The following is an 11920-nucleotide window of genomic DNA, read 5'->3' as shown; positions in this document are numbered from 1 at the left end:
TCTCGGGTGGGTCGGGACTCAGCCTCGAGGGTATGCCGGGAACCTGGTCACGAGGTCCGTCACGCCCGCACGGACCTCCTTGGAGACCGCGTGGTCGGGGTCGGCGTCGCCCTCGATGACGGCCTTGGCGATGAGGTCGGCGATGGTCCGCATCTCGTCGGTGCCCATCCCCTGGGTGGTGACGCAGGGGGTGCCGACGCGGATGCCGCTGGCGATGTTGGGCTTCTGCGGGTCGAACGGGATGGCGTTCTTGTTGAGGACGATGCCGGCTGCGTCGGAACGGGCCTCGGCGTCGGCGCCGGTGACGCCCACACCCTGCAGGTCGTGCAGCGACAGGTGGGTGTCGGTGCCGCCGGTGGTGGGACGGATCCCCTTCTCCCCCAGCGACGTCGCAAGCACCCTGGCGTTCTCGATGACCTGCTTGGCGTACGCCTGGTACTCGGGCGTCGCACACTCCTTGAAGTTGACCGCCTTGGCCGCGATGGTGTGCATCTGCGGCCCGCCCTGCATCATCGGGAACACGGCCTTGTCGAGCTTGGTGGCGTGCTCCTCCTTGCAGACCAGCGCACCCGAACGCGGCCCGCGCAGCACCTTGTGGGTCGTGAAGGTGACGACGTCGGCGTGGGGCACCGGGCTCGGGATCGCCTTGCCGGCGACGAGGCCGATGAAGTGCGCGGCGTCCACCCAGAAGATCGCCCCGACCTCGTCGGCCAGCCTGCGGAAGAACTCGAAGTCGATCAGGCGCGGGATCGCCGAGCCGCCGGCGAGGATGACCTTCGGGCGGTGCTCCTTGGCGAGGCGCTCCACCTCGTCGTAGTCGATGTCCTCGGTCTGCTTGTCGACGCCGTAGTGGACGGCGTTGAACCACTTGCCGGAGAAGGACACCTTGGTGCCGTGGGTGAGGTGGCCACCCATGGGCAGCGCCATCGCGAGGATCGTGTCGCCGGGCTGCATGAAGGCGCCGTAGACCGCCTGGTTGGCGCTGGCGCCCGAGTGCGGCTGGACGTTGGCGTGGTCGGCGCCGAACAGGGCCTTGCACCGCTCGATGGCGAGGGTCTCGGCCTTGTCGACCTCGGAGCAGCCGCCGTAGTAGCGACGACCCGGGTAGCCCTCGGCGTACTTGTTGGACAACGTCGAGCCGAGCGCGGTGAGCACCTCGGGGCTGGACATGTTCTCCGAGGCGATGAGCTGCAGGCCGCTGCGGATGCGGTCGAGCTCGGACACGAGGACCCCGGCGATCTCGGGGTCGAAGGACGACAGGGCGCCGAAGTCGGAGCCGTAGAAGGTGTCAGCGCTCTGGGTCATCGCGTCTCTCCTGGGGTGCTGCTGTCGGGGGTGCTGCTGTCTGGGGTGCTGTCGGCGGCCGGATCCGCCGGCAACTCTAGGGCCTGGGTGGGTTCGGGCTCCTCGGCGTCCGGGGCGGGGTGCAGGACGGCGTCGAGCTGCTCCTGGGTGACGGCGCCGGCGCGCAGGACGACGGGCTCGTCGGCGGTGCAGTCGACGATGGTGGAGACCTCGGTGCTCGTGGTCGGGCCGGCGTCGAGGTAGACGGCGACGGCGGCGCCGAGCTGGGCGGCGGCGTCGGTGACGGTCGTCGCGGGCGGGCGGCCGGTGAGGTTGGCGCTGGTGACGGCCATCGGGCCCACCTCGCCGAGCAGGGCCAGGGCGGTGTCGTCCTTGGGCATCCGCACCGCGACCGTGCCGTTGGTGTCGCCGAGGTCCCACATCAGCGAGGACTGGGCCTTGAGCACCAGGGTGAGCGGGCCGGGCCAGAACTCGCGGATGAGGTCACGCGCCCACTCCGGCACGTCGGTGGCCAGGCCGTCGACGGTGCGGACGCTGGGCACGAGGACCGGGGGCGGCATCTCACGGCCCCGGCCCTTGGCGGCCAGCACGGACGCGACCGCCTCGGGGGAGAACGCGTCGGCTCCGATGCCGTAGACCGTGTCCGTCGGCAGGACGACGACGCCGCCGTCGCGGACGACCTCGACGGCGGCGGCGATGCCCTCGGCGCGGCCGGACTCGGTGGTGCAGTCGTACACAGGACTCATGGGCTGCAGCCTATTGCGGCCCCCACCCCTGCGACGTGTTGCCCCGGACCTCACCGAGGCCCCTCAGGCCCCCTGGTCGTCGGTGAGGTGCACGAGCCGTGCGGAGGCGTCCCACAGCCGCGCGGCGGCGGCCCGGTCGTAGGACGCCTTCGAGGACCGCTTCGGCCGTTCGTTCGCGAAGTACTGGCCGGTGACGCCCTCCACCGCCGGCGAGGAGGCGAGGTGGATCGACGTACGGGCACCCTCCTGCGGGGTCTTCATGAACAGCCGCGCCACTCGCGTCATGGCCGCCATCCACCGCCCCGGGTCCTCCTGGCCGAACGCCGTCCGCACCACGCCGGGGTGCAGCACCGTCGCGGTGACACCGGTGCCCTCGAGGCGCCGGGCCAGCTCGTAGGTGAACAGGACGTTGGCGAGCTTGGACTGGCTGTAGGCGCGCTGGCCACGGTAGCCCCGCTCCCCCTCCAGGTCGTCGAAGTCGATGCGGCCCATGGCCTGCGCGCCTGACGACACCGTGACGACCCGGGCCGGGGCGCTCTCACGCAGCCGGGGCAGCAGCAGGTTCGTCAGCAGGAACGGCGCGAGGTGGTTGACGGCGAAGGTGCGCTCGAGCCCGTCCTCGGTGGTGTGCCGGCGGGCCCAGTAGCCGCCCACGTTGTTCACGAGGACGTCGAGGCGGGGGTATGCCGCGAGCGCCTCGTCGGCGAGTCGGCGCACCTCCCGCTGCGCCGAGAGGTCGGCGATGAAGACGTCGACCTCTCCGCCGGACGCGCGCAGGCGCGCGGCGGCGCCCTCGGCCCGAGCCCGGTCGCGGCCGACGACGCCCACCCTCGCCCCGAGGGCGGCGAGACCGGCGGCGGTGGCGCCGCCGATCCCGCCGGTCCCGCCGGTGACGAGCACCGTCCTGCCGGCCATCGGCCGACCCGGCGTGGGCGTCATGGTCAGCGCACGATCTTGAAGTTGAACGCCGGCGTGCCGAGGGCGCCCATCAGGCGCAGCCACACGGGCAGGAGCATCTCCGTGCCGCGGGCCGTGGTGATGTCGCCGAGGTCGATGACGTCGGTGTGCCCGAAGCTCTCGAGCAGCTCGGTGACGGTGGCCTTGGCGGCCGCGTCGTCGCCGGAGACGAAGACCGACGACTCCTGGCCCAGGGCCTTGGGGTTCACCATCAGGTGGGCGTTGAGGGTGTTGAGGGTCTTGACGACCCGCGCCTGCGGGAAGGCGCGCTGGACCTGCTCGCCGAGCGAGTCGGTGTCCTTGACGAAGAGGGTGGGAGGGAAGCCGTTCGAGAAGTCGAGCGGGTTGGAGATGTCGAGCACGACCTTGCCGGCCAGATTGTCGGCGCCGGCCAGCTCGAGGGCCGGGATGGCCCCGTTGCCGCTGGTCGCGTTGACGACCAGCTCCGCCCCGGCGACGGCGTCGGCGAAGGTCGCGAGACCGACCGCCCGGTGGTCCTGCAGCCAGGCCGAGACGGGCGGGTTGCCCATGCCGTCGGGCTCGGTGCGGGCGAGGGTGGACTGCGGGTCGCGCGTGCCGATGACCACGTCGTGGCCGAGCTCGCTGAGGCGGCCGGCGAGGGCCTGGCCGACCATGCCGGTGCCGAGGACTGCGATCTTCATGGGGACTCCTGATCAGAACCGTGAGCGCCAGTAGACAGGTCTGTCTACCGCGATGCGGAGAACCTAACAGACAGATCTGTCTACTTGCAAGGTATAGTGCGTCCATGACCACCACAGCCCGGCCGAGCGAGGCCCGCGAGCGCGTCCTGGACGCGGCGTTCGCACTCTTCTATGCCCGCGGCATACGGGCGGTGGGGGTCGACCTGATCATCGCCGAGTCCGGCGTCGCGAAGGCGACGTTCTACAAGCACTTCCCCGCCAAGGACGACCTCATCGTGGCCTACCTCGACAAGGTCGACGGCATCTGGACCGGCCAGCTCCACGAGGCCGCCGCCGCGGCCGGTCCCGATCCCGCCGACCAGCTCGTCGGCATGTTCGACGCCCTGCGGAGCTCGTGCCGCCGGGAGGGCTACCGCGGCTGCGCGTTCATCAACGCTGCCGCTGAGTCGCAGCCGGGCACCCCGGTCCACGACCGCACCGTGGCCCACAAGTCGGCAGTGCTCTCATGGGTGCGCGGGCTCGCCGGGCAAGCCGGGGCCCGCGACCCCGAGGCGCTGGCACGCTCCCTCACCCTGCTGCTCGACGGCGGCCTGGCCAGCGGCTCGCTGGACGCCAGCCCCGAGGCGCCCGAGGCCGCGAAGGCGTCCGCTCGCGCCTTGGTCGACGCGGCAGTCCGGGCGCCCGACGCCGCCTGACGGAGCGCGGGGACCGGCGTCAGGCGCGGGTGGCCACCGTCGCGCGGGGCCGGCCGGTGAGGTCCCGCTCGTCGTGCACGTCGCGCCAGCACCCCGTCCGCTCCAGGGCCCGGGGCAGCGACTCGCCCTGGCTGTCGGCGTGCTCCATGACCAGCACCCCACCGGGACGCAGCAGCGCCGCGGCCCTGGCCCCCACCGCCAGGGGGATGGCCAGGCCGTCCTCGCTGCCGCCGTAGAGGGCGAGCTCGGGGTCGTGGTCGCGGACCTCGGGGTCGACGGGCACCATGCCGACCGGGATGTAGGGAGGGTTGGAGACGACCACGTCGACCGTCCCGTCGAGCTCGGGGAAGGCGGTCGTGGCGTCGCCGTGCACGAGGGTGACGGGAAGGCCGGTGTCGGCGACGTTGCGCGCGGCCCAGGCGTGCGCGTCCTCCCCCAGCTCCACGGCATACACGGTCGCGGACGGGAGCTCGTCTGCGACGGCGAGCGCGATGGCGCCCGACCCGGTGCAGAGGTCGACCACGACCGGCGCCGCGACGACAGCCCGGGCCGCGTCGATGGCGAGCCCGGCCACGACCTCGGTCTCCGGCCGGGGCGTGAACACCCCGGGTCCGACGGCGAGCTCGAGGCGGCGGAAGGCGGCGCGCCCGGTGAGGTGCTGGAGCGGGACGCGGCTGACGCGCTGCTCGACCAGCGCACCGTAGGCGGCAGGGTCCGGCGCGGGGGCGCCGACCACCATCGCGGTGCGGACCTGCGAGGCCGTGGTGCGCAGCACGTGGGCCGCGAGGGCGACGGCGTCGACGTCCGGCGACGGCACCCCTGCCTCGGCCAGCCGGGCAGCGGCCCCTCGGACCGCGGCCCGCAGGTCGGCCGGAGCGTGCGGCCCGGTCACCGGGACGAGGCTGCGGAGCCGGACGCCTCCGCGACGGCGGCCATGCGAGCGGCCTCGTCGGCGTCGACGGCCGACTGCACGACCGCGTCGAGCTCGCCGTCGAGGACGGTGTCGAGGTTGTAGGACTTGTAGCCGGTGCGGTGGTCGGAGACGCGGTTCTCCGGGAAGTTGTAGGTGCGGATGCGCTCGCTGCGGTCGACCGTACGGATCTGGCTGCGGCGGGCGGCGCTCGCCTCGGCGTCGGCGGCGTCCTGGGCCAGCTGGTGGAGCCTGGCGCGCAGCACGCGCATCGCCGACTCCTTGTTCTGGAGCTGGCTCTTCTCGTTCTGGCAGGAGACCACGGTGCCGGTGGGCAGGTGGGTGATGCGCACCGCCGAGTCGGTGGTGTTGACCGACTGCCCGCCCGGGCCCGAGCTGCGGTAGACGTCGATCTTCAGGTCGTTGGGGTCGATGGTCACCTCGACCTCCTCGGCCTCCGGCATGACGAGCACGCCGGCCGCCGACGTGTGGATGCGCCCCTGGCTCTCGGTGACGGGCACGCGCTGCACGCGGTGGACCCCGCCCTCGTACTTCAGCCTCGCCCACGGGGCGTCGCCGGGCTCGGGCGTGCCTTTGGCCTTGACCGCCATCCGCACGTCCTTGTAGCCGCCGAGGTCGGACTCGGTGGCGTCGATGAGCTCGGTCTTCCACCCGCGCCGCTCGGCGTAGCGCAGGTACATCCGCAGCAGGTCGCCGGCGAACAGCGCCGACTCCTCCCCGCCCTCGCCCGCCTTGACCTCGAGGATGACGTCGCGGTCGTCGTCGGGGTCGCGGGGCACGAGCAGGCGACGCAGCTTGTCCTCGGCCGCCTGCAGCGTCGCCTCCAGCGCGGGCACCTCTGCGGCGAACCCCTCGTCCTCCTTGGCCAGCTCGCGGGCGGCCTGCAGGTCGTCGGTCGCCGCGTGCCAGGCGTGGTACGCGGCGACGGTCGGTCCCAGCGCGGCGTACCGCTTGTTGAGGCGGCGCACGAGGTCCTGGTCCCCGAAGACCTCCGGGTCGGAGAGCTGCCTCTCCAGGTCGGCGTGCTCCTCGACGAGGGCGGCTGCGGACTCCAACATGCGGGGCTCCTGAGGTCGTGCGCGGGTGGTGCCGGGGTTGCCTGCCCGGTGCCCGGTCGCGCCGCCGGCAGACGGGTAAAGCAATGCGCCGGCCCCGACCTCGAGGGTCAGGACCGGCGCATCAGGGAAGCTACTTGGACTCGGCTGCGGCCTTCTTGCCGTAGCGCGCCTCGAAGCGGGCCACGCGACCACCGGTGTCGAGGATCTTCTGCTTGCCCGTGTAGAACGGGTGGCACTGCGAGCACACCTCGGCGCGCATCTCGCCGGAGGTCGCAGTGCTGCGGGTCTTGAACGTCGCGCCACAGGTGCAGGTGACCGTGGTCTCGACGTACGCGGGGTGGATGTCCTTCTTCAAAGCGTGCTCCTTGGTCATGTGGCCGGGTCGGCGGGGCGGGTGCCTCGGGCCGTGAACCGGTCAGCGGTCAAGTGTGCCAGACAGCGGCGCACATCTCCTAAACGGTGGTGGCCCGGGAGGCATTCCCCGGGCGGCTGCGCCGGGGGGCGGCGCTCAGCACCAGCGGGAGGCAGATCGTCATCGTGGTGCCGACGCCCTCCGTGGACTCGAACCCGAGCTCTCCCCCGTGGCCCTCGACGATCGCCCGCACGATGGCCAGCCCCAGGCCTGTGCCCGGGATGGCCTGGGCATTGGCGTTGGACGCGCGGAAGAAGCGGTCGAACAGCTTGGCCTGGTCCTTCTCCGGGATGCCGATGCCGGTGTCGGCGACCGCGATCTCCACCGAGTCGCCCTCCCGACGGGTCGAGATGGTCGCCACTCCCCCGGTCGGGGTGAACTTCACGGCGTTGGACCCCAGGTTGATCAGGGCGCGCTCGAGCTGGATGCGGTCGACGTGGACCTGCAGGCAGGGGTCGACCTGCTCGACGACGAGGCGCACCCCGCCCGCGGCGGCGACGGGCTCGAGCATCTCGCTGACCCCGCGCACGATCTCGGAGACCAGCACGTCCTCGGGGTCCGACTCGAGCCCGGACGCCTCGATCTTGTTGAGCACGAGCAGGTCCTCGATGAGACCTCGCAGGCGGGTGGCGTTGCGCCCGATGACCCGCAGTGCCGACTGCTGCACGCCGCTGAGGTCGCCGTAGTCGCCGTCCTCGAGCAGCTCGAGGTAACCGCTGATCGAGGTCAGCGGGGTCCGCAGCTCGTGGCTCACCGTCGCCATGAAGTCGGTCTTCTGGCGGTCGAGCTCGGTGAGCCGGCGCATCTGCTCGCCCTGCATCTCGTTGAGCCGCAGCTGGGCGATGGCCTGGGCGAGGTAGCCGGCGCACTGCTGGGCGGCCTGGATCTCGTAGCGCCGCCAGCGCCGGTAGATGTCGACCGTCATGAGGGCCAGCACCCCGAGGCCGCGCTCACCCACGCCGACGGGCACCATGACCATCGAGCGGGCACCGGTGGCCCGGTGGAAGGCCTGCGCCCGCTCGTCGCGCACCACGGTGGAGTCGAGCAGGTCGCGGATGACGAAGACCGAGGCGTCGCGGCGCAGCTCGCGGTTGACCTCCGGCACCATGGTCATCAGTGACGGCGGCAGCGGCGGAAGCGGCGGCAGGTCGTCGCGGTGCCACTGCACCCGCTGCTCCACCGCCTCCTGCCCGTCACCGAGGGTGTAGAGCAGGACGCGGTCGGCGTGCATGCCGGTGCCCAACCGGGCGCAGACGAGGCGCAGCGCCTCCTCGATGTCGTCGACGCTGCGCACCATGTCGGCGACCTCCAGGGCGAGCTGGTGCATGAGCAGGACCTGGGCCTGCTCCTCGACCAGCGCGCGGTTGGTCTTGGTGAGCTCGTTGAAGTCGTCGGCCAGCGCTCGGATCTCTGCAGCGCCACCCGAGGCATCGGCCAGGGCGAGGTTGTCCCCGCCGCGCTGTCGGGCCACGACCTGGCGCAGCCGGGCGACCGGGGCCGAGAGCGAGCCGTCGATGCTGCGCCACATGAGGTAGGCGCCGACCACGGACAGCAGAGTGAGCGCGGCCATCATGGACAGCAGCCGGTCGAACGCCCCGGCGATGCGGGCCCGCGCCGCCATGCGGCCGGCGACGAGCTCGGACTCGAGCTCGTCGGACACCGAGCGGAACTCGGCCATGCGCCCGTCGGCACCCGCCAGCACCGCCGCCGGCGACAGCCCGTCCTGGCTGCGGCGCTCGGCCACCCAGGAGAACCACGCCCGGGCGGCGGTCTCCTGGCGGCTGGTCAGGTCGGCGTAGGTGGCCCGCTCCTTGCGCGTGAGCACGTCACGTCGCAGCACCTGCTGCTGCAGCGAGACCAGGCGCTCGACCTCGCTCATCGAGGCACGGAGCGCCGCCCCCTCGTCCACCCCGGTCTGCGTGGTGCGGCTCCAGGCGGCATTGGCGTCGGTCATGCGCTGGCGGATCGAGGCGGTCGTGTCGATGGCCGGCGAGAACGCCAGGCTCGTGCGGGCCGTGTCGCGCGAGTTGGACCGCACCGTGAGCAGGGCGGATCCCGCGACCACGGGGACGATGCACAGCATCGCCACGACCAGCAGCCTGAGCTGGCCGGACACGGACCACAGGGAGGGCTTGGTCAATCGGTCGCCTCGTCGAATCCGGCACGGGTCATGACGCCCCACACCTGCTCCTTCTTGCGCAGGCTCGCCCACCAGCCGCCGAGCCGCCACCAGACGGTGAGCTGGCGGTAGCCGATGTTCTCCAGGACCGCGGCGGCCAACGTCGTCGACAGGTCACGCCAGCGGTGGTAGCGGTGGAAGGCCCACTCCTCGACAGACATCGCCGCGAGGGTCACGAGGATCGCCAGGCCGTAGGCCAGCACGAGGAAGAGCAGCGCGTAGGGCACGTTGACGATCCCGAGCAGCAGGCCGAGCACGACGACGATGATCCCGAAGCCCTCCAGCAGCGGCGCGAAGAGCTCGAACACCCAGTAGTAGGGCAGCGCGAAGAAGCCGATGCGCCCGTAGCGGCGGTTGAAGAGCATGCCGCGGTAGGCCCAGAGGGTCTCCCAGAGGCCACGGTGCCAGCGCCGTCGCTGGCGGGCCAGGACGGACAGCGTCGAGGGCACCTCGGTCCAGCACACCGGCTCCGGCACGAACTCGACGGCGTAGTCGCGCCCCTCGTCCATCATCCGGCGGTGGATGCGCAGGACCAGCTCGAAGTCCTCGCCGATGCTGTCGGGGTCCAGCCCGCCGGCGTCCACGACGACGTCGCGCCGGAACATGCCGAAGGCACCGCTGATGAGGATGAGCATGCCCAGGCGCGACCAGCCGGTGCGACCGACCAGGAACGCGCGGAGGTACTCGACGACCTGGATCCGGGCGATCCACTGGGTCGGCATGGCGAGCTTGACCAGGCGGCCGGAGACGACCCGGCTGCCGTTGACGGCTCGGATGGTGCCACCGGTGGCGACCATCCGCGTCGGGTCGTCGGTGAACGGCTTGCTCACGCGCAGCAGGGCGTCGGGCTCGAGGATCGAGTCGGCGTCGATGAACGCGATGAGCGGCTCGACCGCGACGTTGACGCCGGCGTTGATGGCCTCGGAGCGCCCGGAGTTCGTCTTGCGCACGACGACGAGGCGCGTGTGCCCGTCGCGCGGGACGAAGACGCCGAGGATCTCGGCGCGCAGGGGGAGGTCCATGGGGACCTCCCGGGGGATCTGGACGAGGTCGAAGGCCTCGCGCAGCACCTCGAAGGTGTTGTCGGTGCTGCCGTCGTCGACGACGACGACCTCGTGACGGGGGTAGCGCAGGCTCAGCATCGCGGTGGTGGAGGTGACGATGCCGACCTCCTCGTTGTGGGCGGGCATCACCACCGAGACGCCCAGGGCGAGCTCTCCACCGAGGGTGTCGACCGAGGCGTCGCGCATCCGCAGGTAGCGGCGGAACTGCAAGCCCGCCGTGATGATGAGCAGGAGGAACGAGAGGTTGATGACGACGAAGTAGACGAGGATCGGCACCGAGGTGACGTCGTACAGCCATTGCACCCCGGTCCGGAGGCCGTCGAGGAAGCCGTTCACCGCTGCGCCGCCCTGAGGTCTGCCAGCACGAGCGCCGTGCCGGCGGCCGGCTGGTGGCGACGCCCCTCGAGCGTGGCCCGCCCGCGAGGACCGATCTGGACCAGCGACTCCGCGGCCACCTCGGCGAGGCGCGGGTCGTCGTCGTCGAGGAGCCCGACGAGGTCGTCGTGGGCGACCGGGGAGCCGATCCGGCCCATCGCCTCGGCGCAGGCGCGGCGCAGGTCCGTCGGCTGGTCCGGCCGGGTGTGGCGTGCCAGCAGCTCGACCTCGGAGTCCTGCCCGATCGAGCCGAGCGCCTCGGCCGCCTCCACCCGCACGGTGACGTCGGGGTCGGCGCCGATGAGCTCGCGCAGCTCGGGCAGCGCCTGCACGAACGTGCCCACGCCGGCCACGTGCGCAGCGACCATGCGGGTGCGGGGAGCGGTGTTGCGCATGGCGGCCCGCAGCACGGGCGCGATCTCGACGCCCATCTCCAGCAGGGCGTCCGCGGCGAGACCCGCTGGGATGCCCTCGCCGTTGCCCACCGAGCGCAGCAATGGAGCGGCGAGCCAGGGGTCGGCCAGGTATGAGGCGGCGTACGCAGCGCTGGCCCGGACCTCGGAGGCCTCGTCCTCCAAGGCCTCGGAGATGAGTGCCGTGCTGTCGTCCACGCGGGCCAGGCCCAGCAGCTGTACCGCGCGGGCGCGGCGTACGGGCGAGCGGTGGGAGACCTCCAGCTTGGCCCGCTCCAGCGCGCCGTGGTGCTCCAGGACGGTGACGAGCTGGCTCGCGGGTTCGCCGCGCACCTTTGCCAGCAGGGCCACCGCCGCCTCGTCGATCGCGTCGGCGGTCCTGCCGCGCGCGCTGCGCAGGATCCGCAGGCCGCCGGGCTCGCCGGCGGCGAGCTGGATGAGGGCGCCCCGCACGGGGGCCAGGGACGCCGCGGTCCGTCGCTCGCGACGCAGGCGCGTCACCTTGGACCAGATGACGCTGAGGCCCAGTGCCAGGCAGGCCAGCAGGACCAGGAGCTCGATGCCCAGGAGGAGCGGGCGGGTGGTCACCGGGCGCGGGCGAGCATTCCGTTGACCCGGTGCAGCAGCTCGCGCGGGCTGAACGGCTTGATGACGTAGTCGTCGGCCCCCACGGCGAAGCCGGTGTCGACGTCGCTGTCCCGGGACTTGGCGCTCAGCAGGAGCACCGGCACGGCGCCGTCCTCGCTGTCACGGATCTTGCGCAGCACGTCGATGCCGGACAGTCCCGGCATCATCACGTCCAGGATCACCAGCGCGGGGCGCTCGGCCTGGAAGGACTCCCAGGCGGCGAGCCCGTCACCGACGGCCTCCACGGCATACCCGGACTGCGTGAGCTTGAACTCCACGAGGTCACGGATGTCAGGGTCGTCGTCAGCGATGAGCACGCGGGCGCCATCCGGCACAGCCACAGCATGTCCTTTCGTCCCGCTCAGTAGTTCTCAGTAGTACAAATGTATGGGCTCCGGGCCGAAATCGACGCACTGGGCGCGCGTCCACGGGATTCCCACGGCAAACCCAGCCGAACGCCGTACCCGGCAGCCCCCCGGTGGGGGGACGACAGGTC

At 72.1% G+C, this 11920-nt stretch carries 12 protein-coding genes; 1 reads left to right on the top strand and 11 read right to left on the bottom strand.

The genetic code is table 11. The annotated features are described in order from the left end of the window. Positions 1-18: 18 nt before the first annotated feature. The 4 genes from glyA to ASG70_RS09150 all read right to left on the bottom strand — a co-directional run bounded on the left by glyA (position 19) and on the right by ASG70_RS09150 (position 3670). On the bottom strand, positions 19-1305 hold the full coding sequence (gene glyA, locus ASG70_RS09165) for a serine hydroxymethyltransferase (RefSeq protein ID WP_056883527.1): 1287 nt from the start codon (positions 1303-1305) through the stop codon (positions 19-21). Continuing rightward, positions 1302-2051: an L-threonylcarbamoyladenylate synthase gene (locus ASG70_RS09160; protein WP_056883526.1), complete on the bottom strand. Its 750-nt coding sequence runs from the start codon at positions 2049-2051 to the stop codon at positions 1302-1304. The genes glyA and ASG70_RS09160 overlap by 4 nt, the downstream gene beginning before the upstream one ends. A gap of 63 nt (positions 2052-2114) precedes the next feature. After that, entirely contained in the window at positions 2115-2990 is an 876-nt protein-coding gene (locus ASG70_RS09155) for an SDR family NAD(P)-dependent oxidoreductase (RefSeq protein WP_235531421.1), read from the bottom strand. A 2-nt stretch (positions 2991-2992) separates the two neighbouring features. Next, positions 2993-3670, bottom strand: a complete 678-nt coding sequence (locus ASG70_RS09150) for an NADPH-dependent F420 reductase (RefSeq protein ID WP_056883524.1) — start codon at positions 3668-3670, stop codon at positions 2993-2995. Positions 3671-3774: 104 nt separating this feature from the next. Between ASG70_RS09150 and ASG70_RS09145 the strand changes: the two genes are divergently transcribed. After that, entirely contained in the window at positions 3775-4365 is a 591-nt protein-coding gene (locus ASG70_RS09145) for a TetR/AcrR family transcriptional regulator (protein WP_056883523.1), read from the top strand. A 19-nt stretch (positions 4366-4384) separates the two neighbouring features. On the opposite strand, the gene prmC is transcribed toward ASG70_RS09145, so the two are convergent. From prmC to ASG70_RS09110, 7 genes are all read right to left on the bottom strand, one after another. Then, a complete protein-coding gene (gene prmC / locus ASG70_RS09140; protein ID WP_056883522.1) occupies positions 4385-5257 on the bottom strand; it encodes a peptide chain release factor N(5)-glutamine methyltransferase in 873 nt (290 codons plus the stop codon). Continuing rightward, positions 5254-6354, bottom strand: a complete 1101-nt coding sequence (prfA, locus tag ASG70_RS09135; protein WP_056883521.1) for a peptide chain release factor 1 — start codon at positions 6352-6354, stop codon at positions 5254-5256. The genes prmC and prfA overlap by 4 nt, the downstream gene beginning before the upstream one ends. A gap of 130 nt (positions 6355-6484) precedes the next feature. Beyond that, positions 6485-6709 (bottom strand): 50S ribosomal protein L31, encoded by a 225-nt coding sequence (rpmE, locus tag ASG70_RS09130; protein ID WP_056883520.1) that lies wholly within the window; start codon positions 6707-6709, stop codon positions 6485-6487. Positions 6710-6806: 97 nt separating this feature from the next. Next, positions 6807-8906, bottom strand: coding sequence for a cell wall metabolism sensor histidine kinase WalK (locus ASG70_RS09125; RefSeq protein WP_056883519.1), 2100 nt, complete (start codon positions 8904-8906; stop codon positions 6807-6809). After that, on the bottom strand, positions 8903-10345 hold the full coding sequence (locus ASG70_RS09120; protein WP_056883518.1) for a glycosyltransferase: 1443 nt from the start codon (positions 10343-10345) through the stop codon (positions 8903-8905). Before ASG70_RS09120 ends, ASG70_RS09125 begins: the two co-directional genes overlap by 4 nt. Continuing rightward, on the bottom strand, positions 10342-11385 hold the full coding sequence (locus ASG70_RS09115) for a HEAT repeat domain-containing protein (RefSeq protein WP_056883517.1): 1044 nt from the start codon (positions 11383-11385) through the stop codon (positions 10342-10344). Before ASG70_RS09115 ends, ASG70_RS09120 begins: the two co-directional genes overlap by 4 nt. Next, on the bottom strand, positions 11382-11765 hold the full coding sequence (locus ASG70_RS09110; protein WP_235531420.1) for a response regulator transcription factor: 384 nt from the start codon (positions 11763-11765) through the stop codon (positions 11382-11384). Before ASG70_RS09110 ends, ASG70_RS09115 begins: the two co-directional genes overlap by 4 nt. Between the last annotated feature and the right edge of the window lie 155 nt (positions 11766-11920).

Source organism: Phycicoccus sp. Soil748, from assembly GCF_001428025.1.
GTDB lineage: Bacteria > Actinomycetota > Actinomycetes > Actinomycetales > Dermatophilaceae > Pedococcus.
This window is presented reverse-complemented; position numbering and strand designations above follow the sequence as displayed.

Bases quoted from the DNA above. Each gene is read 5' to 3' on its own strand.
- glyA (WP_056883527.1), bottom strand. From the start codon at position 1,305: ATGACCCAGAGCGCTGACACCTTCTACGGCTCCGACTTCGGCGCCCTG.
- ASG70_RS09160 (WP_056883526.1), bottom strand. From the start codon at position 2,051: ATGAGTCCTGTGTACGACTGCACCACCGAGTCCGGCCGCGCCGAGGGC.
- ASG70_RS09155 (WP_235531421.1), bottom strand. From the start codon at position 2,990: ATGACGCCCACGCCGGGTCGGCCGATGGCCGGCAGGACGGTGCTCGTC.
- ASG70_RS09150 (WP_056883524.1), bottom strand. From the start codon at position 3,670: ATGAAGATCGCAGTCCTCGGCACCGGCATGGTCGGCCAGGCCCTCGCC.
- ASG70_RS09145 (WP_056883523.1), top strand. From the start codon at position 3,775: ATGACCACCACAGCCCGGCCGAGCGAGGCCCGCGAGCGCGTCCTGGAC.
- prfA (WP_056883521.1), bottom strand. From the start codon at position 6,354: ATGTTGGAGTCCGCAGCCGCCCTCGTCGAGGAGCACGCCGACCTGGAG.